General features: G+C 34.8%; 28 protein-coding genes and 1 other annotated feature. Of the genes, 2 read left to right on the forward strand and 26 right to left on the reverse strand.

Going from position 1 to position 25,818, the window contains the following annotated elements; genetic code table 11:
* Nucleotides 1–3 precede the first annotated feature (3 nt).
* On the reverse strand, nt 4–1,548 hold the full coding sequence (gene nadB, locus FS935_RS13540; protein ID WP_146949148.1) for an L-aspartate oxidase: 1,545 nt from the start codon (nt 1,546–1,548) through the stop codon (nt 4–6).
* 117 nt (nt 1,549–1,665) lie between these two features.
* Between nadB and FS935_RS13545 the strand changes: the two genes are divergently transcribed.
* Both FS935_RS13545 and FS935_RS13550 read left to right on the forward strand, forming a co-directional pair.
* Nucleotides 1,666–2,796 carry an IscS subfamily cysteine desulfurase gene (locus FS935_RS13545; RefSeq protein WP_146949149.1) on the forward strand — a complete coding sequence of 377 codons (1,131 nt, stop codon included), beginning with the start codon at nt 1,666–1,668 and terminating at the stop codon, nt 2,794–2,796.
* A gap of 43 nt (nt 2,797–2,839) precedes the next feature.
* On the forward strand, nt 2,840–3,385 hold the full coding sequence (locus FS935_RS13550) for a transcription repressor NadR (protein WP_146949150.1): 546 nt from the start codon (nt 2,840–2,842) through the stop codon (nt 3,383–3,385).
* 371 nt (nt 3,386–3,756) lie between these two features.
* Here FS935_RS13550 and pheA read toward each other — a convergent pair whose 3' ends face one another.
* The 25 genes from pheA to FS935_RS13675 all read right to left on the reverse strand — a co-directional run bounded on the left by pheA (nt 3,757) and on the right by FS935_RS13675 (nt 25,817).
* On the reverse strand, nt 3,757–4,626 hold the full coding sequence (gene pheA, locus FS935_RS13555; RefSeq protein ID WP_146949428.1) for a prephenate dehydratase: 870 nt from the start codon (nt 4,624–4,626) through the stop codon (nt 3,757–3,759).
* 24 nt (nt 4,627–4,650) lie between these two features.
* On the reverse strand, nt 4,651–5,094 hold the full coding sequence (gene thrR, locus FS935_RS13560; protein WP_146949151.1) for a transcriptional regulator ThrR: 444 nt from the start codon (nt 5,092–5,094) through the stop codon (nt 4,651–4,653).
* Between the two features lie 246 nt (nt 5,095–5,340).
* The gene (obgE, locus tag FS935_RS13565; RefSeq protein ID WP_146949152.1) at nt 5,341–6,624 is read right to left on the reverse strand and encodes a GTPase ObgE; all 1,284 of its coding nucleotides are present in this window, start codon (nt 6,622–6,624) and stop codon (nt 5,341–5,343) included.
* A gap of 59 nt (nt 6,625–6,683) precedes the next feature.
* Complete coding sequence (locus FS935_RS13570) at nt 6,684–7,247, reverse strand: Spo0B C-terminal domain-containing protein (protein ID WP_146949153.1); 564 nt, start codon at nt 7,245–7,247, stop codon at nt 6,684–6,686.
* A gap of 275 nt (nt 7,248–7,522) precedes the next feature.
* Complete coding sequence (rpmA, locus tag FS935_RS13575) at nt 7,523–7,813, reverse strand: 50S ribosomal protein L27 (RefSeq protein ID WP_146949154.1); 291 nt, start codon at nt 7,811–7,813, stop codon at nt 7,523–7,525.
* On the reverse strand, nt 7,807–8,166 hold the full coding sequence (locus tag FS935_RS13580) for a ribosomal-processing cysteine protease Prp (RefSeq protein WP_146949155.1): 360 nt from the start codon (nt 8,164–8,166) through the stop codon (nt 7,807–7,809). Before FS935_RS13580 ends, rpmA begins: the two co-directional genes overlap by 7 nt.
* A gap of 11 nt (nt 8,167–8,177) precedes the next feature.
* Nucleotides 8,178–8,486: a 50S ribosomal protein L21 gene (gene rplU, locus FS935_RS13585; RefSeq protein WP_146949156.1), complete on the reverse strand. Its 309-nt coding sequence runs from the start codon at nt 8,484–8,486 to the stop codon at nt 8,178–8,180.
* A gap of 13 nt (nt 8,487–8,499) precedes the next feature.
* Nucleotides 8,500–8,581 (reverse strand) — a sequence feature (ribosomal protein L21 leader region).
* Nucleotides 8,582–8,791: 210 nt separating this feature from the next.
* Entirely contained in the window at nt 8,792–10,243 is a 1,452-nt protein-coding gene (locus tag FS935_RS13590; RefSeq protein WP_146949157.1) for an Rne/Rng family ribonuclease, read from the reverse strand.
* A 254-nt stretch (nt 10,244–10,497) separates the two neighbouring features.
* Complete coding sequence (locus FS935_RS13595) at nt 10,498–11,364, reverse strand: M50 family metallopeptidase (RefSeq protein ID WP_146949158.1); 867 nt, start codon at nt 11,362–11,364, stop codon at nt 10,498–10,500.
* Nucleotides 11,357–12,145, reverse strand: coding sequence for a M23 family metallopeptidase (locus tag FS935_RS13600; protein ID WP_146949159.1), 789 nt, complete (start codon nt 12,143–12,145; stop codon nt 11,357–11,359). The genes FS935_RS13595 and FS935_RS13600 overlap by 8 nt, the downstream gene beginning before the upstream one ends.
* 225 nt (nt 12,146–12,370) lie before the next feature.
* Complete coding sequence (minD, locus tag FS935_RS13605; protein WP_146949160.1) at nt 12,371–13,174, reverse strand: septum site-determining protein MinD; 804 nt, start codon at nt 13,172–13,174, stop codon at nt 12,371–12,373.
* A 2-nt stretch (nt 13,175–13,176) separates the two neighbouring features.
* Entirely contained in the window at nt 13,177–13,860 is a 684-nt protein-coding gene (minC, locus tag FS935_RS13610; protein ID WP_146949161.1) for a septum site-determining protein MinC, read from the reverse strand.
* A 137-nt stretch (nt 13,861–13,997) separates the two neighbouring features.
* Nucleotides 13,998–14,516, reverse strand: coding sequence for a rod shape-determining protein MreD (mreD, locus tag FS935_RS13615; protein WP_158638610.1), 519 nt, complete (start codon nt 14,514–14,516; stop codon nt 13,998–14,000).
* On the reverse strand, nt 14,513–15,433 hold the full coding sequence (mreC, locus tag FS935_RS13620) for a rod shape-determining protein MreC (RefSeq protein ID WP_146949163.1): 921 nt from the start codon (nt 15,431–15,433) through the stop codon (nt 14,513–14,515). The genes mreD and mreC overlap by 4 nt, the downstream gene beginning before the upstream one ends.
* Nucleotides 15,434–15,673: 240 nt before the next feature.
* A complete protein-coding gene (locus FS935_RS13625) occupies nt 15,674–16,696 on the reverse strand; it encodes a rod shape-determining protein (RefSeq protein WP_146949164.1) in 1,023 nt (340 codons plus the stop codon).
* A gap of 287 nt (nt 16,697–16,983) precedes the next feature.
* Complete coding sequence (gene radC / locus FS935_RS13630) at nt 16,984–17,673, reverse strand: RadC family protein (protein ID WP_146949165.1); 690 nt, start codon at nt 17,671–17,673, stop codon at nt 16,984–16,986.
* Between the two features lie 153 nt (nt 17,674–17,826).
* Nucleotides 17,827–18,396, reverse strand: a complete 570-nt coding sequence (locus tag FS935_RS13635) for a Maf family protein (protein WP_146949166.1) — start codon at nt 18,394–18,396, stop codon at nt 17,827–17,829.
* Nucleotides 18,397–18,672: 276 nt separating this feature from the next.
* Entirely contained in the window at nt 18,673–19,710 is a 1,038-nt protein-coding gene (locus tag FS935_RS13640; RefSeq protein WP_146949167.1) for an SPOR domain-containing protein, read from the reverse strand.
* A 119-nt stretch (nt 19,711–19,829) separates the two neighbouring features.
* Nucleotides 19,830–20,600: a hypothetical protein gene (locus FS935_RS13645; RefSeq protein WP_146949168.1), complete on the reverse strand. Its 771-nt coding sequence runs from the start codon at nt 20,598–20,600 to the stop codon at nt 19,830–19,832.
* Nucleotides 20,597–21,178 (reverse strand): PilN family protein, encoded by a 582-nt coding sequence (locus FS935_RS13650; protein ID WP_146949169.1) that lies wholly within the window; start codon nt 21,176–21,178, stop codon nt 20,597–20,599. Before FS935_RS13650 ends, FS935_RS13645 begins: the two co-directional genes overlap by 4 nt.
* Nucleotides 21,179–21,182: 4 nt before the next feature.
* Nucleotides 21,183–22,178 (reverse strand): type IV pilus biogenesis protein PilM, encoded by a 996-nt coding sequence (gene pilM / locus FS935_RS13655; protein WP_146949170.1) that lies wholly within the window; start codon nt 22,176–22,178, stop codon nt 21,183–21,185.
* Nucleotides 22,179–22,194: 16 nt separating this feature from the next.
* Nucleotides 22,195–22,968, reverse strand: a complete 774-nt coding sequence (locus FS935_RS13660) for a prepilin peptidase (RefSeq protein ID WP_146949171.1) — start codon at nt 22,966–22,968, stop codon at nt 22,195–22,197.
* 58 nt (nt 22,969–23,026) lie between these two features.
* Nucleotides 23,027–23,473, reverse strand: coding sequence for a prepilin-type N-terminal cleavage/methylation domain-containing protein (locus FS935_RS13665; protein WP_146949172.1), 447 nt, complete (start codon nt 23,471–23,473; stop codon nt 23,027–23,029).
* A 95-nt stretch (nt 23,474–23,568) separates the two neighbouring features.
* On the reverse strand, nt 23,569–24,777 hold the full coding sequence (locus FS935_RS13670; RefSeq protein WP_146949173.1) for a type II secretion system F family protein: 1,209 nt from the start codon (nt 24,775–24,777) through the stop codon (nt 23,569–23,571).
* The gene (locus FS935_RS13675) at nt 24,777–25,817 is read right to left on the reverse strand and encodes a type IV pilus twitching motility protein PilT (protein WP_146949174.1); all 1,041 of its coding nucleotides are present in this window, start codon (nt 25,815–25,817) and stop codon (nt 24,777–24,779) included. The genes FS935_RS13670 and FS935_RS13675 overlap by 1 nt, the downstream gene beginning before the upstream one ends.
* Nucleotide 25,818 lies beyond the last annotated feature (1 nt).

Below are 25,818 nucleotides of genomic sequence, written 5' to 3' on the forward strand. Positions count from 1 at the left end.
CCGTTACACCTCCACTTGCATTTCATCTTTTGTTCGAATAACATATTTTTGTCTCCAGATTTGATCATTACTCTCAGGAAAATCTAGTCGAAAATGACCGCCTCTACTTTCAGTTCTTGTTAATGCTGATGACGATATGATCCAACCAATTGTTAACATATTAATTACTTCAATTTGTTCAATTGTGAAATCCTTCACATTAAAGTCCCAAAAAGAGACTTGATCTTTATATGATTCAAACCATTTAACAGCATAGAGTAAATCATTTTCTGTTCTTTGTATGCCCACATATTTTGTCATGATTTCTTGGATTTCTTTTTTATTTGGTAGCTCTATTTCCGTCTGATACATAGAAGGTACTTCATTAAAGAAATACTCTCTGTCAAAAGATAATGTAGAGATATACTCAGCGATTCTTTTACCAAAAACAAGTCCTTCTAACAAAGAATTACTTGCCAGTCTGTTCGCACCATGTACACCTGTGCATGCCGCTTCTCCAACAGCAAATAAATTTGGAATTGACGTCTCACCTTTATCATTAGTTAGGATTCCACCCATTAAAAAGTGCATTCCTGGGGCAACAGGGATTTTCCCACTAGCTAAATCAATTTTATGCTCACGACATAGCTTTGAAATCGTTGGAAATCTTGTAGTGAAGTTGGCAATCATTGAAATATCAAGGTAGATTGTGTTTCCTTTTTTCATTTCATCAAAAATAGCCCTTGATACAACATCTCTTGGAGCTAAATCACCTTGATGATGAAGATCATTCATAAATACTTTACCGTTCTGGTTAATTAATGTTGCACCTTCTCCTCTAACAGCTTCAGAAATAAGCCCAACACATTTCCTATCAATATGAAGCATTGTTGGATGAAATTGAATAAACTCCATATCAGCAATTTCTGCTCCTGCCCGGTAAGCCATGGCAATTCCGTCACCTGTAATAACGTCTGCATTTGACGTATGACCATATACCGCACCACAACCACCACTAGCTATAATCGTTTTACTTGCTAGATATTGCTCTATTTCACCCTGCTTATTTTTCGTATAAACGCCTAAGCATTGGCCATTCTTTATAATAAGATCGATAACTAGTTCATTTTCGATTAAATTGATTGATGATCTTGTTGCTTGGTATAAAAACTTTGTTAATTCTTTGCCAGTAGCATCTCCACCTGCATGAATGATTCTATGATGAGTATGTGCTCCTTCTTTTCCTAGAAGCAATTCACCTTTTTCATCGTAGTCAAAATTCATTCCCCGTTCACACCATTCAAGTATTGAAGAAGGGCCATCTTGCACAAGATACTCAACATTTGTTTCATTATTATGATAGCATCCAGCAACTAACGTATCTGCAAAGTGACTTTTCCATGAATCCCGGTGATGAACTGCAGCTGCAATCCCCCCTTGTGCCAGCATCGAGTTACTTGTCACCCATGAAGATTTGGTAATCATTGTAATATGCTTATGACGAAGATGGTATGCAGTAGAAAGGGCTGCAAGTCCACTTCCAATTATAATTACATCTGTTTGAGGCATAACAACCCTCCTGTAAATTACACCTGTCTTGACACCTATATTTACATAAATTTAAAATAATGACAAGAGTTTTTATTACATTTACAGTAAGATAATGATAAAGGTGAGGTGAAGGTAGTGATTTATCTGGATTATGCAGCAACAACTCCAATAAGTGATTCTGCACTTGATATATATTGTAAAGTAGCTAAAACTGCCTATGGTAACAGTAGTAGCTTACATGATATTGGTGATCTTTCAGCAAGAACATTGGCAGCTTCTAGAAAAATAATAGCTAATCTACTTGGTGCAAATGAGAAAGGTATTTTTTTTACAGGTGGAGGTAGCGAAGCAAATATATTAACCATTCAATCATTATTAAAAGGACTTGATTCGAAAAAGAATCATATTATTACAACTCAAATCGAGCATTCTTCTCTTCATACTTTTTTCAAAACATTAGCTAGCAAAGGATATGATGTGACATTTTTGATGCCTGATGAAAATGGTCATATTTCAGTATACGATCTCCAAAATCAGCTTAAGCAGAATACCGGTTTAGTTTCTATTCAACATGGAAATTCAGAAATAGGCTCTATTCAACCATTGAAAGAAATTGGTCAATTATTAAAAAATAAAGACATTCTTTTTCACAGTGATTGTGTACAAACATTTGGAAAGCTACCAATTTCTGTTGAGAATTCCCATCTTGATGCTATCTCAATATCTGCTCATAAAATTTATGGACCAAAAGGCATTGGAGCTGCCTATATCAATCCAGCCATTCACTGGCAGCCACTCATAGCCGGCACTACCCATGAATCAGGGTTTAGACCTGGAACAGTAGATGTTCCAAGTGCTGCAGCATTTGCAACGGCTGCACAAGAGATCATAAGTGAAATGGAGAAAAATACTGAACACTTTTTACAGTTAAAAAATCATTTCATCTCTTTACTTGAGCCTTATAAAGATAAAATCATCTTATTAACAGAAAATATCGATCAATCACTACCAAATATTTTACCTATCGTGATTAAAGGGATAGAAGGGCAATACACAATGTTAGAATGCAATAGGCATGGTTATGCCATTTCTACAGGAAGTGCATGTCAAGTAGGCATGCAAGCACCATCACGACCTCTTACTTCTATCGGATTTGACGAACAGCAAGCAAAGCAATATATTAGAATTTCACTAGGTAAACAAACAACGAAGCAACAAATTGAGAACTTTACACAAACGTTATATTCGATCGTTAAAAATTTTTAATCTTATGGTATTGTTACTCATTCATAAAGAAAGGTAGAATACGATGAAAACTGATAAAATTCTAGGGGAAGAACGAAGAAATTTTATATTAGATTTTTTAATAAAAGCAGCTTCTCCTACAACAGGTGGAGAGTTAGCAAACCTAGCCAATGTAAGTAGACAAGTCATTGTACAGGATATCTCTCTATTAAAGGCTAAAAATTATCCTATTATGGCAACAAGCCAAGGGTATGTTTATATTGCAAAAGAAGAAAACCCTACAAAAATGAGTGAACGAATCATAGCTTGTAAACATAATCCTGAACAAACGAAGGATGAATTGAATATCCTTGTTGATCACGGTGTTTTTGTAAAAGATGTTATCGTTGAGCACCCTGTTTATGGAGACTTAACAGCATCCATAATGGTTGGTAATCGAAATGATGTAAAGGAGTTTATTAAAAAGATTACTGAGCATAATGCCTCCTATTTATCTCAATTAACCGAGGGACTGCATTTACACACGATACAAGCTGATTCACTTGATAAGCTTGATCTTGCTTGTGAAGAGCTTGATAGGGCTGGATTTTTATTTAATGGTGATATTTAAAACATAAAGAGAGGTTGGGACATAACTAAAGAAATCATCCAAAAGAAAGAATAAATCTAGATTCAGTTAAGCTGAAAAACAAGTTCGTTCCATTGCGCTGCAGACACTCGCTTTCCACGGGGAGGAAGCTAAGCCTCCTCAGCTACGCCTGCGGGGTCTTAGCCTTTCCTCTAGTCCCGTAGGAGTCGAATGTCTTCCGCTCCATTCCACTAGTTCTTAAGAATAGTAAGCAAAATCAAATAACTATTGAAGACAGCAAAATAAAAACCCGAACTATTAGGAGAATGATCATTTGAAATTCCACCTAATAATTCGGGTTTATCATTTGCTTTACTACTTATGTCCCAGCCTCCTTCATTATTTTCACGTCATTATTTCTTAATACTCTTCTTAATTGAATAAGCTTCATATGATCCTAGTAGCTTCACTCCACAACCTAATGCTTCTAATTCAGCAATAGCTCCTGGAATTAACACTTCATCTATTCGCATATCAATATCTATGATAAAAAAGTAATTTCCTAAGCCTGTTTTCATTGGTCTTGATTCAATTTTTGATAAATTTAATTTTCGCCACGTAAATGCTGATAATACCTGATGTAATGCTCCTGATTGATCAGATGGAAGTGTGATCATTAAAGTAGACTTTTCCCTATCTGGAGAAAGTAAGGGACTATTGTATTCTTTTTTTGCAGGGTGTAAGATTGCAAATCTTGTGTGGTTATATTGATAATCATGTATATTTTCTTTTACAATCTCTAATCCATACTCTTTTGCTGCAAGCTCGTTAGCAATTGCAGCAACAGCTTCATCTGGATGATTACTAACATATTGAGCAGCTGCTCCCGTTGATGTTGCATAATCATATGTAATACCATTAAAAGTATGATGTAAAAACTTATGACATTGTGCAATTGCATGGGAATGTGAAAAAACTCTTGTGATGTTTTCCCATTTTCCTGTGTTTTCAGGATGTACCATTAAATGCTGTTCAATCGGAGAAACAATTTCACCAACAATATTTAATGGTTGTTCATGAATTAAATAATCTATTGTTAAATTAACTGATCCTTCTAATGCATTTTCTGTAGGTACTACAGCATAATCAACTTTACCTTCTGCAACAGCATCAATACACTGAGGTATTGTTGAATATGCTACTTCCTCAATCTTTTCTCCAAAAAAGGCTTGTACAGCCAAATGAGTAAAAGTTGCTCTAGGACCTAAGAATCCTACCTTCACTGTCAACTTGCCTTCAACTCCTTATTATGCACCTTGACCAAGAATTTCGACTTTTTCTACGAACTCTAATCTTCTAAGCTTTGTCATTAAGCGATTAATATCTTCTGTCATTCCATTCGTATTAAGAGAAAGTGTAACATTCGCTCTTCCTTGAATCGGAATTGATTGATGGATCGTTAACACATTGCATCCAGCAGTAGCTACAACAGATAATAAATGAGAAAGTGTTCCACTTCGATCTTCCAAATGGAAAAATAGTGTTATTAACTTTTCTTTTACCATTGTATGAAACGGAAAAACTGCATCTCGATATTTATAAAAAGCACTACGGCTTAAATCAACCCGCTGTACAGCTTCAGCAACAGAATCAACTTTCCCTCTTTCTATTAACTTCTTAACTTCAAGCGTTTTCTTCATTGCTTCTGGTAATATATCTTCACGCACTAAATAAAAGGTATCATCCTTCATGATGTCCCTCCCATGATTTTTCTCACTGTAGATAATTTATCACAATATTGGCTAAATTTCTCCTTTTTTCTAAAAGAAAAGAGAAAATGATATAAAATCACTTTAAAATACTAGTAAATAACAGAATTAAATACAAATACTACTTCCATTTGACTTTAAATAAAAAATTTATAAAAAGCTACAAAAAAGAGAGCCATTAATTAGCTCTCCTTATTACATCAATTTATAACTGAGAAGAAAATTCTTCTACTCAATAAATTCAAATTCATATTCAAGCAGTTTGACGATGTCGCCATCTTTTGCTCCTCGTTCACGAAGGGCTTCATCAACACCTAGGCCTCTTAATTGTCTTGCAAAACGTTTAATTGATTCATCACGTGAGAAGTCAGTCATTTTAAATAGCTTTTCAATCTTTTCACCTGAAAGCACAAAAGCACCTTCATCATCACGTGTAATCGCAAAGTTCGGTTCTTCCTTTTTAAATTCATAAACAACTCGATTTTCCGTAATTTCTTCTTCATGAAGTGGAAATTCTGGTGTGTTTTCAATCGCATCTGCTACTGCAAATAATAGCTCACGAACACCTTCACGAGTTACAGCTGATGCTGGGAAGATTTTCACATCATCATCAAGTTTTTTTCTAAATTCAGCTAGATTTTCTTCAGAGTCTGGCATGTCCATTTTATTTGCTACAATAATTTGCGGACGCTCTGTTAAGCGTAAGTTATATTCCTTTAATTCTGCATTAATTGTTAGGTAATCTTCATAAGGGTCTCTGCCTTCTAACCCTGACATGTCTATAACATGAACAATGACACGTGTTCTTTCAATATGTCTAAGGAATTGATGACCTAATCCAACACCTTGATGTGCACCTTCAATTAACCCAGGAAGATCAGCCATAACAAAGCTTCTGCCATCCTCTGTTTCAACCATTCCTAAATTAGGAACAAGTGTTGTAAAGTGATATTCAGCAATTTTTGGTTTTGCAGATGAAACAACAGATAATAAAGTCGATTTACCTACACTTGGAAATCCAACTAATCCTACATCTGCTAATACTTTCAATTCTAATATAACATTACGCTCAATTCCCGGTTCTCCATTTTCTGAAAGCTCGGGAGCAGGATTTGCAGGTGTGGCAAATCTTGAATTACCACGTCCTCCACGTCCACCCTTTGCAATGACTGCTTGTTGACCATGTTCAGTTAAGTCAGCAATAATGTATCCTGTTGTTTCATCTGTAACAACTGTTCCTGGTGGAACCTTAACAACCATTGGTTGAGAATTTTTACCATGTTGATTTTTGGACATTCCATGCTCACCACGAGGAGCCTTAAAGTGCCTTTTATAGCGGAAATCCATTAATGTTCTTAAGCCTTCTTCAACCTCAAATACTACGTCAGCACCATTACCACCATCACCACCGGCTGGGCCACCCATTGGTACATATTTTTCACGACGAAAAGCAACCATTCCGTTACCTCCGTCGCCACCTTTTACATATATTTTGACCTGATCGACAAACATTGTCTTCCTCCGTTCTATCTAATGCCTATAACATATGCTCAAAAGAATCATTCATTGTTTTAACGATCTGTGATAGTAAGTGATATAGCTGTATTAAGCTCATATGTACTTATTTCAAAGTCATCAATACCAATTTCGGTATGATCTGTTGAATGAATCCATTCTGTTACTAGCTCTGTATTATTTATTTTCCCATCAAATTCAAAGATAAAACAAATTTTGTCTTCAACTTGATCGTCTGTTTTAAGTGTTAAACAAAGATGATTTTCACATGTACTATCAACTGTATGATCTAGTATATCCAAAAAGCCTTTAGACCATTTAGTTAATAATTCATCATATTCTTTTAATACTTTTAGTTCACCTATAACCTCATACTCTAGATAAAATTGATGCTTACTCCAGTTAAATGTCATAAGAAAGCTAGCAAAAGCAGGCATTTTCAAATTACATAACTTCGATTCTTGCTGTGCTTCTATGACAATTTCCTCAATAATATCTTTAATACGATCATATTTTTGCAAAGATAGGTTTCCCTTAATTAGTTGTAGTTTATTCATCCAATCGTGGCGTGAATGACTTAATATATCAACAATTCTAGCTTCGTTCGATTTATTTTCCATACATTTCTCCCACTATTTTAAAAATAATTATTTTCATTAAGGAGTCATTATTTTAGGCTGCAATAGAAATTATAACAAACATTGAATTAGAACATAAGGGATATTCCAAATTTCAATAGAAATAAGCATAAGAATATTGAATGTAAGTGATTAAGGTGAAAGATTATTTGAATTATCACCTTATAATTCGAGCTTATCATTAGCTTAAACAATTATGTCCCAGCTTCATAAAAAAAACTCTAACCTAAGTTAGGTTAGAGTTTTTCTAAATGAACTTATGCTTCTTGTGCTACTGGGTATACACTAACTTTTTTGCGGTCACGTCCGAAACGTTCGAACTTAACAACACCATCAACTTTAGCGTATAGAGTATCATCACCACCGCGGCCTACGTTTTCACCTGGGTAAATTTTCGTACCACGTTGACGGTAAAGAATTGAACCACCTGATACTAACTGTCCATCTGCACGCTTAGCACCAAGACGTTTTGAGATAGAGTCACGACCATTTTTAGTCGAACCTACCCCTTTCTTAGATGCGAAGAACTGAAGATCTAATCTTAACATGAAGTTTCACCTCCTGTTTCATTCATAATTGATACCGAAATATATTGTTCATAGTCTGTTTCAATTGTTTGAAGAGAAACAACCATACCTTCTAACAAAAGTTGAACTTTTTCACTTGTTGATGGATCGAGATTTTTAGGTAATCTAACATGTAGATACCCTCCATCTCCACCTTGATCAATTTGTGGCTCAATTTTTGTTAAACTAAGAACTGCATTAACAGATCCAAAGGTAACAGCTGATGCTCCAGCACAAACTAGATCTTTGCCATGCTCAGCGAACTCAGCATGTCCAGACAAAATGAACGATGTTATAAGTCCCTCATTTGAACGATAAATCTTAACATTTATCATTTCAAATAGCCTTACCCGTTGATTTTTTCAATAACAACTTTAGTGTATGGCTGACGGTGACCTTGCTTTTTACGATAGTTTTTCTTAGCTTTATATTTGAAGACAGTGATTTTCTTTTGACGACCATGCTTTTCAACTTTAGCAGTTACAGTCGCTCCGTCAACAGTTGGGCTACCAACTTTAACGTTGTCTCCACCTACAAATAAAACCTTGTCAAACGTAACAGTTTCACCTTGATCAGTACCAAGCTTTTCAATGTAGATAACTTGACCTTCTTCTACTTTGATTTGCTTTCCACCAGTTTCGATAATTGCATACATTCCAATGCACCTCCTATAAACTCAGACTCGCCAAAATGAGGTGTATGTAATAAAACATCACTTTAATACCTAAATTTGAGCGGTTGTAGCACGGGTGCGCTACAAGTCATAACATTAAATATAATACCAATATCTTTTCAAATATGCAACTGTTTTTTTCATGTAACTCCTTTTAAGCTTTGTTATTAATTTCCGTCACAGGTATTCGCTACCCTAGGAGCCTCTTTGGTGCTAGTGCAAGTGAGGTCTCATATTGGCTACCACTTTAAGCAAAAGCCTTAATTATAAAATAGCTAACTTAATAATTAGTTTTCTGATCTCTCAAGAACAGTTTTCATATCCCCAATATGTTTAATATGATAGCTAGGGATTCTTCGAGAGTATTCTGTAAACACTATTTTATACTGAAGTGTGCTTTCTAACTTGGCTATGTGGTTCTCATTATTTAATAATTGTATAACATCACTTGTTGCTTCTATTAAGATGGCTTCATTATCCATAAATTGATAATTCCATAACTCTCTTTCTAATTTAAAAGCAACTGTTTCAGCAGAAACGACTCTTCCCAAACCATTACATGTTGAGCATTGATCAGTTATGCTTGTGATAAGAGGCTGGCGGACTTTTTTTCTTGTTATTTGCAAAATATTAAGCTCTGTAAAACCAATCACCTTATGTTGAACACGATCTTTCTTCATTTCGTTATTAATTGTATTTACTACATCATTTTGATCTTCTTTATGCTTCATATCTATAAAATCAATCAAGATTATGCCACTTAAATTGCGTAATCGAATTTGTTTGGCAATTTCGATTGCAGCTAGCTGATTTGTTTTTAACACAGTGTCACGCATCGATAATTTCCCGGAAAATTTTCCTGTATTTACGTCAATAATCGCCATTGCCTCTGTTTGTTCAATGATAATATACGCACCATTTTTTAACCAAACAATTGTTTTAAACAATTTATCTATTTCTTGTTCAAGATTATAGAAGGAAAAAAGCGCCTCCTTTTTATCATGAAAAACAATTGTTGTATTTGGAAACTCTCTTCTTAAATTTTGCACCCTGTCAATGACATCACAAATAATTGTATCTTCTTGATTGATCACAATTTCATTTAATAAACGATCAATAAAGCTTTTTGCTTCAAACACACAAACAGGTTTATCACTTTGCTTTATCTGTAGTGATAAAAACATTTCCTTTAATTTGATATATTCGTGACAAAGCTCTTCTTTTGATAGGTTTTGGCATGATGTACGGAATAAAAGACCTTCATTTTCTTGTCTTAACTCATTTGCAATATGTAAAAGTCGTTTTCTCTCTTGATCTTCAGCGATTTTTTTTGAGACTGCAGTATAGTTACCATATGGCATAAAAACAATCGAACTTCCGCTAAATTCAATATTTGTTGTTAATTTAGGTCCTTTTTGATCATTGCCTTCCTTCACAACCTGAACAAGTACTTGTTCACCTTCTCTAATATAATGAGATATCGATGGTTTTGAATCTTTATGCTGACTTAATTGATAAGATATTAAATCATTACGATGAAGGTATCCATTTTGATATGATCCTATATCAACAAATGCTGCTTGCATACCTGGCAGAACCTTTTTTACTCGAGCATTATATATATTACCAACAATATCTTCTTCAGATGCTTGTGATTGATGGATCTCTGTTAACGAATCATGTTCTAAAACAGCTAGTCTTTTTTCGTTTATTTTTTCATTTATAAATATTTTTCGCACGGTAAGACTCTCTTTCTGAGGAGCAAATGTCCACTTTAATGTTACATTAAACTATAACATTATCAAGGCTATTTTCGTAAACTTTGTTGCTTTTTACAACTTCAAGAAAAAGCACTGTATAAAGCATAGTGGCATCTTTTCTTCAGAGATTACTACCTTTTATGCTATCAAACAATATTACAGTGCAAAATTAAGAAGTTAGCAACAACCTATCAGAAAAGAGCCTGTTTTAAAGGAAGTGTGTACGGTTCCACCTAATAGGGATAAACAAGATCGCCTACTTTTGAATTCGTTAGTTTGTTTGCAAAATAAGCATGTAATAATTCATTTTCATCCATTTCAGATACTTTTGTACCATTTTTCTCAACAACGATTAAATGTTTACATCCTCTTTGAAACTGAAGTAAAACACTATATACGAGCTCTGACTCATCAACAATAATTGGTTTTAATTTATATATTGTGTTCTGTTTTCCATAATAACGTTCCATTAAAAAACGCATACAACTATACATTCGATGTTTATATTCGTAATATAAGCTATAAATAAGAAAAGTTGTAATAATCCACATATTCAGGTGATTTGGTGAAGTAATAGCAATTGTAAGGACATATATAAACAAAAATGCTATTGATGTTAGCATCATAAACATATGTGCCTTGCGATATGAGAATGATTTTGAGAACAAAATAAATAACAGCTTACCACCATCTAATGGCCAAACAGGCAGCAAATTAAACAATAATATCGATAAATTATAGAAGGTAAAAAGCTGATAATCACTGCTATTTATTACATTCACAAATTGTAAAATAAATGCCGCTCCTTGAAGCCATAAATGCTGTAATGGCCCAGATAATACAACTATAAATTCTTCCTTTAAAGGACGATTGCCATGTTCATCTACTTCAGCTACCCCGCCGAATGGAAGCAACATGATCGCTTTTATTCGCCAAGAAAAAAAATGAGCACTAATTGCATGGCCCATTTCATGAACAAAAACGATAAGCATTAACAAAAATAATGATTTAAAATTTGCAGTCACAACACTAAGCCCTATAATTACCCATAACAAAGGATGTATATGAATCTTCCGAAGTAGACCTAGATAGTTATTCAAATTTGATCACCTGAATTGGGTCTATAAAAGCGTCACCCTTTTTAATGGCAAAATAATAGGTACCTTTTTGCTTATCAGATAACTTTATTTTTCCTAATTCAGTTCCTTTTTTAACAAAATCATATAGGGCCACATTTACACTATCTAAATTTCCATACCATGATTTCGTTCCATCGGCATGCATGACAACAATTGTTAAGCCTGTTTCTGCCTTTTCACTAGCTTCAATAATGATTCCTTCATTCATTGCTTCAACAGTTGGTTTATTTGTTTCCACCATTATTCCCTGACCATTATCTTTAAATGACTCCAAGATCTTTCCTGATGCAGGTACAGCTAATTGAGCAGTTTGAGTGTTTTCATCAACCACATCGCTAGTTTCTTTGTTTGTGTTGAACAAAGCTAATGGTTCACCAAATTGATCACGATACCATGTTGAAACAGCAGCAAACTGAAATTCTTCTTCTAAAGAATAAGTAATTACCGATTTTGCTTGATCAAACATAGGAGATCCATTTTTAAAGACAATTGCTGTCACAAGTATCAAAACGGCAGATAATAAAACCTTAAAAATAAAAACCTCTGTTCGAAATAATGGATGTCCTGATTGATTTTTGTTAGGTCCCATATCATAATTCGGCGGAGCATAAAACCCACCGTGCCGTTCTTCATCAGACATAAATAACGATGTTCTTTTGGAATAATCCTGCTCCGAAGTCGTTCCTCGTTCTCTTTTTCTTTTAGCAATTCTTTTTCTTATTTCGTCCGCTCGATGACTCATCCCCATCCATCCTTTTAGCAAGTTTGTACAAGTCTATGCCTTGTCCTGTGGAGATATGATCAAAATCTTTTCTTTTTAAGGCTTGCTGTATGAAAGATTGTTGTTAATTCATCTAACTATGTGAACGTTTAACTTAGAAAATCGAAACAAAAAAAAGACTAGTGAGATTCTGCAGCTTCCTTCAGGAGCAAGAATGTAAACTAGTCGTTATATCATCATATTCTATTAAACTCGTACACCAAAAAATTTCTTCAGTTTTACTAGAACGCCTTTATTTGGTTCATCTAAAGATTGTAAAGGAACAGATTCACCTAAAATACGACGCGCTATATTACGATAAGCGATTGCAGCTCTGTTGTTTGGGTCCATTGCAATAGGCTCTCCATTATTAGAAGCTTTAATCACATCATCATCATCTGCTACGATTCCGATTAAATCGATTGATAGATGTGTAACAATTTCATCAACATCTAGCATATCACCATTTTTAACAAGATGATTACGAATACGATTAATCACTAGCTTAGGTGGTTCTATATCTTCTTGTTCAAGTAATCCAATTATTCGATCAGCATCTCGTACAGCTGAAATTTCAGGTGTTGTGACAACAACAGCTTTATCAGCACCTGCAACAGCATTTTTATAACCCTGTTCGATTCCGGCTGGACAATCTATAATAATATAATCATAATCTTGCTTTAACTCGTCAATAAGCTTTTTCATTTGCTCTGGTTTAACAGCGGTTTTATCGCTAGTTTGAGCTGCAGGTAATAAATATAGTAAGTCTTCAAATCTCTTATCTTTTACAAGAGCTTGATGTATTTTACATCGACCTTCTACTACATCTACTAAATCATAAATAATTCTGTTTTCTAATCCCATTACAACATCTAGGTTACGAAGACCGATGTCTGTATCTACAAGGCAAACACGTTTGCCCAATATAGCTAAAGATGTTCCAATATTAGCTGATGTCGTTGTTTTACCAACTCCACCTTTACCTGAAGTTATGACAATTGCTTCACCCATTGTTAGATTCCCCCTTCAAACCTTGTTAAATTAGGTCGTAAATGAGTAAGTTGCTGTAGTCGCTCAATAATCATTTCACCATTTTCATTAATATGTGCACATTCTAGTTCATTACCCTCATGAGGTAAATGATCTGGTGCACGATTAATTATATCACTAATACGCAATTGTGCCGGCTTCATTAAAGAGGCTGCAATTACGGCTTGTATATTTCCTTCAACACCTGCATGAGCAATTCCTCTTAAAGCACCCAGAACAAAGATATTCCCTGATGCTATGACAGTCCCACCTGGATTTACATCACCTATAAGTAGTAAGTCACCTTTAACTTTTAAGACTTGTCCAGATCGTACAATTTTAGCAACTGAAATAACCTCGGTTTCTCTTTTTAATCTAAGAGCCTCATCCTTTGTTATCACGTTACTTTCAATAGATTCGATCATTAAGTTACGCTTCTGTTTAATGATCAGTTCTAATTTTTCCCGTTGTTTCTTGTTTACAAAACGATTTCCTACTTTTACATTCACTCCGATCACGGGACCATCCTGCTGAATGTATTGTTTCAAAGATAGCATTTCCTCGAGTTCATGGAGTAATTGGTCAAAAGAACATGAATCATCGAGATGTAACGTTAAGCCATCTTTTGTGCCTTTTATCGTAACAAATTGTTGTTTTTGGACCTTCATGACGTTCACCTCAACGATTGTACTATTCGACAGAAATGCATGAAATCCTTCTTTTAGTAGATAATTATCTAATAGTTTTTAGGATCCTTCTGTTAATTCAGCATAACGAAGGATTAACTAAATTAAATGGCATTTACTTAATCCTCAGTCGTTTCAAGTTTTAACTTTGTTAAATACACTTTGATAGGATAACTAAACAAAATTGCAGCAATTAAATTCAATGATAAAGTCGGTAATAATCTTAAGGTTGTAAACTTGTAAAGTGATATATTAGTGACTCCTATCAAATAATTGACTCCATAAACATAAAATTCAAGTACTGATATAGATAAAATGATTAATAACCAGACGATCAATATATGTCCGTGTAATGCTTTCATTGCTTTATGAATAAGATAAGCCAATATTCCATAAGCAAATAAATAAATACCGATCACTTCTATAAAAACAATATCATGCAACAAGCCAAAAAAGAAGCCTAGGACCATACCTTGTGTACGATTCAAATAAACTGTAATAAAGATGACAAATATTAAGACAAACCGTGGAATAAATAAATAGTCTTCAGAAACAAAGGTAAAGTGGACTAAATGAGCAAATGAGCTTTCACTAATAAAAGCAAAAAGTACGAGAAAAGGAAGAAAGAAACGTTTCACGATTCTTCCTCCTCTTGCGTTAATACTTCTACTGGATCTTCTGATTCTGCTTGACGTTTTGCTACCCACACACGATCAAGATCATAGAAATTGGCAGTTGGCTTAATATAAGCCATTTGATCTAATCCATATGAATCAGGTTCAATTTCAATAATTTCACCAATCATAATACCACCTGGAAAAACTCCACCCAAGCCTGCAGTAGTAACCTTCTGCCCGACTTCTAGCTCCACCTTTGATTCAATACGACGAAGTAAAAGCGCACCTTTTTCTTCATCATACCCTTCAATTAAACCTGTTACTTTTTCTTTAGCTTCATTATCCGCCTCTTTATTTTCTTCAGTTGTTAGTGGTAGAACCTCAGCTGAAATCCTATTTTTCAAGTCTGTTGCACTTAACAATTGAACAGTTGAAGTGAATTGGGATGTTGACTTTACCTTCCCGATTAAACCTTGTGCAGTCACAACAGCCATATTTGGCTCTACTCCATCCTGCTCACCTTTGTCAATTGATAGATAATCATACCATCGATCAGGATTTCGACCGATAACAGCTGAAAAAATCGGATCATATTTTCTTAAATCTGAGATTGCCCCAAGTTCAGTTCTTAGCTTTTCATTATCAAGCTTATATTCTTGTAAATCAGCTTCTAACTGCATATACTCATCAAGCCTGCTTTTTAAAAGCTCATTTTCTTCGTATGTATTTTTAAGATCATTTACATTTTCAAAGAAGCCTGATACATATGATGCTGGTGTATGGAAAATTGATTGAAACACACTTACTGTATCTTGTATAAATTGTTCAGGCCAAGTTAACTTGCGATCTCCATTAATAGAAAAGCCAATCAATGCCACTAAAACAATAACACTTACTAGCAACAAGATGAGGCGTTTATTTAAAAAAAACTGTGGCATGATGAACACCCTCTTACCTTTTATTTCATCACAAATCGCGAGCAGATTTAAGCTTGGTCAAATAAAAGTTAATCATGAAAGAAGGGCTTCAACCCTTACTTTCATGATTCTATATCTAGAAAATGACACAAATTATGAACAAAAAGAATAATACTATTCATTTGTTATTGACCTAAGCTAACTTATACAATTTTTTTGCCAAGTATAAATACTTGCTCGCCTATAATTTCTTCAAAGCAATTATCTACTATCTCTTGCTTTGTTTTTAAATAAGTGTATATGCTCTAGTGCCTTACCAGTACCAATAGCTACACAGTCTAATGGATCTTCTGCTATTAATACGGGCATATTTGTTTCTTCACCAATGATTTTATCTAAATTGCGAAGCAGTGCACCACCACCTGTTAGCACAATTCCACGATCCATAATATCTGCTGCTAATTCAGGTGGAGTTTTTTCAAGTGTGTTTTTCACAGCATCAACAATTGTATAAACTGTATCTTTTAATGCATCTGCAATTTCAGCAGCTGTAATTTCAATTGTTTTTGGTAAACCAGTTAACAAGTCTCTACCTCTAATGTCCATATTTTCAACACCATCAGGAGATCCTGCTGATCCAACTTCCATTTTAATCGCTTCTGAAGTACGATCACCAATCATTAAGTTATACGTTTTACGAATATATGTAATAATCGCATCATCCATCTCATCACCAGCAACGCGAATTGATTGACTTGTAACAATTCCGCCAAGTGAGATAATGGCTACTTCTGTTGTACCTCCACCAATATCTACAACCATACTTCCTGTTGGTTCCCAAACAGGTAAATTAGCACCAATTGCAGCAGCAAAAGGTTCTTCTATAGTATAAGCATCACGTGCTCCAGCTTGTCTTGTTGCATCAATTACAGCGCGCTCTTCTACAGCTGTAATTCCAGACGGAACACAGATCATAACATAAGGTTTTCTAGAAAAAACACCTTTTGTTTTTGTTGCTTGTCTAATATAATATTTCATCATTGTTGCTGTTGTTTCATAATCTGCAATAACTCCATCTTTCATCGGACGAAGTGCAACAACATTACCAGGTGTACGACCAATCATATTTTTTGCATCATTACCGACTGCTACAATTTGCTTTGTATCTGTTTGTAAAGCAACTACAGAAGGTTCACGAACAACAATTCCTCTTCCTTTTACAAATACAAGTGTGTTAGCTGTCCCTAAATCTATTCCAAGGTCTCTTGTACCAATACCGAACATAGGGTGTATCTTCCTTTCTGAAACGAATATACTTTTTCTTATCTTTAGGAAAATTGATAGAAAACAACTTTCTATATTGTGGTAGTTAAACTACTTTCAATCATGAATGTTAGAATTTTCTTTATAAATTAGAGGAATTCTTCATTTGCTCTTCTTCATATTTCCTGCTATGAGCTTTATTTTAGAAGTGAATTTCTTTAAAAAGGCAAAAACCTAGTTTATAGAAAGAAACGAATCAAAAAAACTCATAAACCTTATTATATCGTATTTACGCAAAAAAAAAAGTATTACACGTAGCCTTTTTCTTTTAGACTAACAAATTTTTGTTCGCCAATTATAAGATGATCCAAAAGTTCTATACCTAAAACCTTTCCACATTCTGCTAATCTTTTCGTTACTTCGATATCCTCTCTACTTGGTGAAGGGTCTCCTGATGGATGATTGTGAATACAAATAAGTGAGGCTGCAGATCGTTTAAAAGCTTCCTTGAACACCTCTCGCGGATGAACGATCGAGGCATTCAAACTACCGATAAACACTGTTTGTTTATGAAGAACTTGATTTTTTGTATTTAAATATAAACAAACAAAATGCTCCTGACTTAAAAACCTCATTTCCTCCATCACATAATTCGCACCATCTTGTGGGGAGCGGATCACATAACGTTCATCATAAGTAAGACGATTCATTCTTCTTCCAAGCTCAAGAGCAGATAAAATTTGAACGGCTTTTGCATTTCCAATGCCTGATATCGTTGTAATTTCTTCAACAGATGCATCCTTTAACATTCTCAACCCTTCAAAATGCTTTAATAAACGTTGAGAAAGATCTAAAACCGATTCCTTTTTCGTGCCTGTACGAAGTAAAATGGCTAAAAGCTCCTGGTTTGTAAGCTTATCAGCACCCTCCTTTAACAAGCGTTCTCTAGGTCGTTCATCTTCGGGAAAATCACGGATTTTAAAAGTTGACAGCTCCATTTGTCCTCCTTCATTTCCCTTTCTGCTCAAATATTTATTTTCTATGTGTATTATAATGTTCCTACGTACCCGTTTTATTCCATGTTGTTTTAATTGGGTGTATTTGAAAAACTTGTTTCAAAAAAGAGGCTCAAATATTTAGAAATAGCCTATTTATCTGCTAAATCCCATTTCCTTTAATTCTCTGCTTGTTCTGGCAATCGGCAGCCCAACAACAGAAAAATAATCACCTGATATTTCTTTTACTAAAAGTGCGCCAAGACCCTGAATACCATATGCACCCGCTTTGTCCATCGGTTCACCTGATAACACATAGTCCTCAATCTCACTTTCTGTAAGGTGATAAAAAGTTACGGCCGTTTTTTCATGAAAAGTATGAATTTTTTCTCCATTAATAATCGACACACCTGTAAAAACCTCATGTGTTTTACCAGATAGATTTCTAAGCATTTTCTTTGCTTCGTCATGACTTTTGGGTTTACCTAGCATTTTATTATCGCTAACAACAATCGTATCGGAGCCAATAACAAATGCATGCTGATGTTCTTTTGCTACACCTTTAGCTTTTTGTTGTGCTAATGATTGAACCATTTCTGCTGGTTGTAGCTCCTCGTCCATAACTTCCTCTACCAAACTTGGGATCACCTCAAATGGCAGCTGAAGAAGCTCGAGTAGTTCTTTTCTACGGGGAGAAGCTGAAGCTAAGATGAGGTTTGATTTCATGATGTTCCGTCCTTTCTTCGTTTCAGATAAGAAGATACTTCTACATCTTACCAAATCAAGTGTATCGTAACAATTTAGCATTTTTCATTTTTGGAGATAAATAAAAAAGAAGAGGAGTACCTACATTAATGTTAAAAACAAAAAAAGCCGCAAAAAATGCGACCTTTATCATATTTTTGTCTTTGTTACGATAGTGGTTTAGGAGTAACTTTCTCTCTTTATTAAGATTTTATTAAAATTTATCTAAAAATACTGTTTTAGGTTTTCGATGCTACCTTACTTCTTCTGTATAGCCTGCACAACCTCTAACAAATTTTGCTGTGCTTGCCATCCGTTTTGTTCTTTAAGACTTGAAACAGCTTGTAGTAGCTTATCAACCAAAGGCTTTTCAGCATCATTAGGTGAAATTGCGTTAATTTGCGTCTCTAATTTCGTAATATTTTCGCTGCTTACGCCTGATCCAGTAGCAGCGGCTGATGCTAAGGGTGATAGCTCTGTAATTATGTTTACCCATTGATCCGCAGAGCTACTTGTAGAAACCTCAAGTCCGAGCTGCTTACCTCCCCAAAACTTCACAAACTGCTTTTGTTTATAAATCTCATTAAGTGCATCAGTTTCTGTCTTCGCTTTACCTAAGCCTGCGATAACTGTAAATTTACCATCAAGCTCTAATACTGTTGATGCCAAGTTCTTATCTTTTATTTGTGCTGCAAGTGTTTCTGCACCTTCTTTAGCAGTGAAGCTTCCACCTTGAACAGCATAAACTTGAAGTGTGGCATTTGATGAAGCAGATGTACTTGTGTCAGTAGCTTCTTCACCACCTGCTGGATCTTCTCCGGTTTCTCTCGGAACCACAACATCAGTTCCTCCACTCGGATTAGCCATAACTGGCATATCTTTGTTTGATAAAAAATTTAAAGCAATATAACCGAACCCTGTTCCTACTCCTATTGCTAATAAAACAATTGTGACGATTTGTTTAAATGGAAAAGCAATATGAGGAACCTTACGATTACTTTTTTTCGAGTAAAGATAAGGTGCTACGGTTGAATTTGAATATACCTTCTTCTTTTTTGGTGATGTCACAACCTTCGGATCTTCTTTAAAATCAGAATCCTCTTCATCAGGTAATAGCCAAGGAAATTCTTCTTCATCATTTATTGGCTGTTTAGCTGAAGCCATCTCTTTCTCAGCTTTCACCTTTTCCTCCCATGTTGAAAATGAAATCTCCTTTGAAGGTTCATTACCTTGTGACAATGGACGATCTTCACCATTTATTTTAATTTTGATAGTCTCAGACGATTGCTTGTCCATATGCCTACCACCTTTCTCTTCAATTCCGTTCACACAGCATGGCTATAATGCTATCAGAAGAACAAAAAAAAAGAACAAGACATTTGTCGTCTCATCCTTAATATTTTTCGTCAATTTTTTTATTCTTCTTCTTCATCTTCTTTTATTATATCTGTAAACGGATTTTCCTTTTCACTTGGTGAAGGAACCGAAAACGGTGGAAGCTGTTCACGAAGCTCATCAAGTGTTGGGAAATAGTAAGTAGAAACAACCACTTTATATTCATATGTTGTATCGGGATCTTCAACAATTTGAATAAGCTCAGGAAAACCCTCTACCTGTAATGACTCAATTTGTGTAATACGATTTGTATTTTCTAGTATCTTTATAAAATCCTCTAATTCGTAGTAACTAGGAGATTTCACATCTAGCTCAACTGTTAGCTTCTCTAAGCCTTCAGGAATAGCTTCCGTGTTACTAGACTCCGATTGCTCTGCTTCATTACTATCTTCATTATCTGGATCTAATTTTTCATCATAGGCTTCAACCATTTCGTCACCCTGGTCTTCTTCTTCAACCATTCCACCATCTTGAAAAGAAATAGATGTAATTTCGCTGCTAGACATTGTTTCAGCTTTTTCTAGCTCTAAAAGAAACTGCTCTTCAAATGGACTAACAGGTAAGATCTTTTGCAATTCAACCGCTGATAATAATGCCTCTTCTGTTGAGGAACCGGTTGATTTCTGCATCGATTCTATTAATTTGTTTTCTGTTTCAATTCGATTTTGTAAGCTAGTAAGCTCTAGATTTTTAGGCTGTACAAAAAGCACATATGAAAAATAGCAAGCTAAAGCAGCTAATAAAAGAGCTAGAACAATTATTATAGTATGTTTTTTTCTCCATTCAATCATTTCTCATTGTCCTCCTCTTGAATTGCTTTAAGGACAGTACGATCAATTAAAAGCTGATATGTTGCTAAATAACGTGGAACTGTTTCATCTTCATTCTGTAAAGTTACTGTTTCTACAGTAGACAATTTTACAGTTTCCAAAATCTCTAATTCTTTTAAACGACTTAAATAAAATGCAGCTTCACGTGAGCTTTCAAATTGAATAAGTAAATTTAATGAAGAACTGTTTTCATAATCTAAACCATAAAAGTATCCTTTTTCAGGTAAAATTTTAGTTAATTCATTTAAAATCGGCACAAAATCTACTGGATACTTTTCTGACCATGAAATTGCTTTCTCAAGTTCAGAAACAGCTGAGCTTGCATTACTTTGATTTGCCTGTTGCTGTAGAACTTCTGTTTGTTTTTGAGCTAATGTATATTCTTGCTCTAATGCGCTAATTTCTTTATTCTTTTGATTTCCTAAAGAAACGATAATCATCACTGTAGTAATAATGATCACGATTAATGAAGCAGCAATTAATAGATTGGTGTAATCACGTTTTTGCTTCTGAGGTAGTAAATTAATTTCAGCTAACATTTGCTTACACCTCTTTTAATGCTAAGCCAAGAACAGTTTGAAACTTACTCGGAACAGCTAGATTTTTATACGTATACACTCGATTTTGATAATGTGTGATTGAAATCGTTGTAATAGCATTTGTTAATAGTGTAAGGAGTTCATCAATATATGGATTATCTCCCACTAAGATAATTTGGGTGATTTGTTGATCTCCTTGATGAATACTGAAGCGGTAAAAATTAATAATTTTTTCAATTTCCTTTGCCACATCTTGAAATTGTACCAATAATGGTTCTTTTTCCTTCAACTCATATTTATAGAAGCATTGTGTTTCAGCATCGATTTGATACGTCCAGTCACGCATTTCACCTTCAAGTTGCATATGTCTTGTAAAAATAGGCTTTAAATTTTCAAAAATACTAAAATTAATGCAATCAAGTTTTACTTCAATTAATAATGTGTTTTCCTTTTGTGTTACTTTTTGCATTTTATATAGATAACGATACATGCTTAATGATGACAAATCCGCAACACTTGCTGTAAGCTTCACATTGTCTAAAAGTTCGATGTATTCTTTTATCATTGTTTCTGGTGCTGCAAATAAAAGAATCTCTTTATCATTTTCTGTTTCATTTAGTAAAACAAAATCAAAAACAGGCTCTTCAAATGGTAGATGAATATTATTACCTAGCTCTAAATACAGATAACCTTTTATCTCATCTTCACTCAATTCTAAAGGAACCTTAACTTTACGAACACTCACAGCAGAATCAGGTGTTATAAAACGGACCTTTTTCCCTTTAATACCCCAGTCATTTATGCTTTGTTCAAGTATCATGGAAAGCTTCTCAAAATCCTTAATACTTCCATCAACAACAACACCTTCTGGAAGGTAATTTTCAACAAAACGACTTACAACAAGTGGATCACTGCTTTTTAACTCAAGTAATTGTATTGAATAATTTGATATATATAAATTCACAAATTGATGATTTTGACGAAATAGCGAAAATGCCATTTATAAAAACCCCTTCTTAATAAAAGTAAGAAAAGAAGTACGATAAATACAGGTGAATTAATTCATTTCCAAAGAAATATGAAAGTAGTGCACCCACAACTAAAAATGGACCAAATGGAAAGGGCTTGCCCTTTTTAACAGAGCCTGTCATCATTCCAAGGAACCCAACAATCGTTCCGACCAAGGTAGCCAGAAAAAAGCTTAAAAGAACAAGCTTCCAGCCGAGAACGATCCCAAACACAGCGAGAAGCTTCATATCTCCTCCGCCCATACCACCACGACTAACTAATATGACAACAAGGGGAACTAACCCACCAATAAGAAAGCCTGCAACAGGATCATACCAAGGATCAGCTGGGATGAACACTCTTTCCACAGTAAAAAGGACAAGAAAAAACAAATTCACTTTATCTGGAATAATCATATATTTTAAATCAGAAACAGTCACAATCATACATAGAGAAATAAGTGACCATGCTAAAATCAATTCCTTTGACCATCCCACCAACATCGGTGAAATCGTAAAAAGAATTGCCGTTACTAGTTCAATAGATGGATATAAAGGTGAGATTGATGTTTTGCAGTTTTTGCACTTACCGTTTTGAAAGAGGTATGAAAAAATCGGAATTAGTTCTAGAGCTGTTAGTTTCTTGTTACATACTGGACATGCTGAGCCAGGATATGCGATTGATTGTTTTAATGGGATACGCATTCCTACAACATTATAAAAGGAGCCAAGAACTGCGCCAAGGATGAAGATGTAGGTGTATAGGATGATGGTTGTTGGCATTGTTTTTGGGCTCCTTTTTAATAGAAAGATAGATAGTCCATTGAAGGACTATCTATTGTTATTCGTTAATTATGTCTTCCCTATCTAGTTCTTCTGCGTTAGGTAACGGAGTATCTACATAATCGGTTGTTCCATCGGATAATTGCACCTGATACTCTGTATTTCCTTCAGCATTTTCAATTACTAGAACAGTAGTTTCAGTTCTATCATAGTTTGCATCTGAAGATGGGTCCGTAATATCTTCAATGTGATTAGCTGTTATTAATGCTCCCAGAGTAATTGATGTGCCAGTTGTATCAATATCAAGATTATCTGTTGTAACCATTAATCTAGCAGAGTTTGCAATTTGTTTTGCATTAGCAATATGGGCATCAACTCGAGAATTATTAATCATCCCACCAATAGCCGGAATCGCAATCGCAGCAATAATCCCTAAGATAACAACTACTGCTAAAAGCTCAATAAGAGTTAAGCCGCGCTCATTTTTTACTAGTTTTTTAAACATTTTTAGTTCCTCCTAATATATTAGTTCTAATTCCCTAAATCTATTACCTATTATACATGAGTAATCATCACTATGAATATAAAAAATTTGTAAATTCACATTTGAACATGGTTAAAAATGTCAAACATTGGAACGATTATCGCGATCACAATTGTTCCGACAATACCAGCAAGTAAAACAATCATTAGTGGCTCAATTAGTGATTTGAGACGATCTGTACTGTTTTCTACTTCTTCTTCGTAAAAATCGGCTACTTTTCCGAGCATTTCATCTAGAGATCCCGTTTCCTCACCAATCGCAATCATTTGAGTGACCAATGGTGGAAATGCCCAGTGTTTTTTCATTGGCTCTGTTAAAGAACGACCATTTTCAAGAGACGTTCTAGAGCTTGCAATGACCTTGGCAATCACTTCGTTTTCAACGATTTTTTCAACAATCATCAATGATTGAAGAATCGGTACTGAGCTTGAAAACAGTGAGCTTAGTGTTCTTGTCATTCTAGCAAGAACAGCTTTTTGGATCATGCTCCCGAAAATCGGCATTCTTAGTGCTGCAACATCTAGATAGTATTTTGTTTGTTTATTTTTCCTGAGAGCAAAAAAAGTCACAAAAACTGCAACAAAGAAAGCAATCACAATATACCAGTATTCCTGCATGAAAATACTAGAATTTAAGACAAATAGCGTAATTGCTGGTAGTTGTGCTCCAAAGCCTTCGAACATAGATACAAATGTTGGTACAACAGATACTAAAAGAAAAATCACAACAACTATTGCTACAATTGCAACAGCCATAGGATACGCTAATGCAGATTGTATTTTTTGTTTTGTTCGATTTTGTTTTTCATATTGAATGGCTAGTCTTTCAAGTGTTTCTTCCATGCTTCCGCTTGCTTCACCAGCTTTGATCATGTTCACAAACATTGATGAAAAGATTTTTTTATGCTTAGCAGCTGTAGCAGATAATGATTGTCCAGATTTTAGGTCATCTTCCATTTGCTCTAAAGCATTACGAAGTGCTTTACTACTTGTTTGTTGAGAGAGGATATTTGTTGCATCAACTATTGTGACACCCGCTCGAAGTAATGTAGCAAACTGTCTTAAGTAAATAACAAATTCTTGAAGCTTGACAGGATTTCCAATCGAAATATCCTTTGTTAGAAGTGTTTCGGGAATTTCTTCAATACTTGTAATCCGAATTCCAAGTTCGCTTAGCTTTAATACGGCTTCCCGCTTAGAGCTTGCTGTTACTCTTCCTGATTTTTTCCCTGAACGCTCACGGCCTTCATATTTGAACTTTGGCATTATTCTGATGTCCTTTGCTTATACGGTAATGCTGATTCAGCAGAAATAATTCCGTTTTTCACATATTCTGTTAAACTACTTTCAAACGACTGCATCCCTTGAGCTCGACTTGTTTGAATAACACTAGGAATTTGATATGTCTTTTCGTTTCGGATGAGACTTGAAACAGCTGAATTGTTTAAGAGTATTTCAATCACTGCTCGGCGACCTTTTTTATCAACTGTTGGAAAAAGTCTTTGAGAAATAACACTTACTAAAACAGATGCAAGCTGTAAACGAATTTGTGGCTGCTGATTTGCTGGGAATACATCAATCATTCGATCAATTGTTGAAGCAGCTGAAGATGTGTGCAATGTTCCTAAAACAAGATGCCCTGTTTCTGCCGCAGTTATGGCCGTATGAATAGTTTCTAAATCTCGCATCTCACCAACTAATATAACATCAGGATCTTGACGCAGTGCAGATTTCAAGCCTGAAGCAAAGCTCATTGTATCAAAGCCCACCTCACGCTGATCAACAACACATTGCTGATGTTTATGCAAATATTCAATAGGATCTTCCAACGTAATAATATGACGCTTCATTGAACGATTCATAAAGTTAATCATGGATGCAAGTGTTGTTGATTTACCACTACCAGTAGGACCTGTGACTAATACAAGTCCATGTGGCTTTTCCACGATATTCTTTAGTATAGCTGGCAAATGCAATTCATCTAAAGAAGGGATATTTCTTGGAACAATTCGAATGGCAAGCGAAATACATGAACGTTGGCGGAATGCATTTACCCTAAATCGCGAAATACCAGGAATACCATATGAAAAGTCAAGATCTCCTTTTTCTTCAAGCAACGGCCATTTTGCTTGAGAGATCATTGCTTTGGCCATTCCTTCCGTATCAGCAGGCATCAAAAAATCTTCACCAATTTTAACTAAGTCACCATTGACTCTCATTATAGGAGGTACACCTACAGATAAATGAATATCTGATGCATTCTTTTCAAATGCGAGCTTTAAAATGGCATCAATTTTGTTCTTCATC

The organism is Metabacillus litoralis (assembly GCF_007994985.1).
GTDB lineage: Bacteria > Bacillota > Bacilli > Bacillales > Bacillaceae > Metabacillus > Metabacillus litoralis.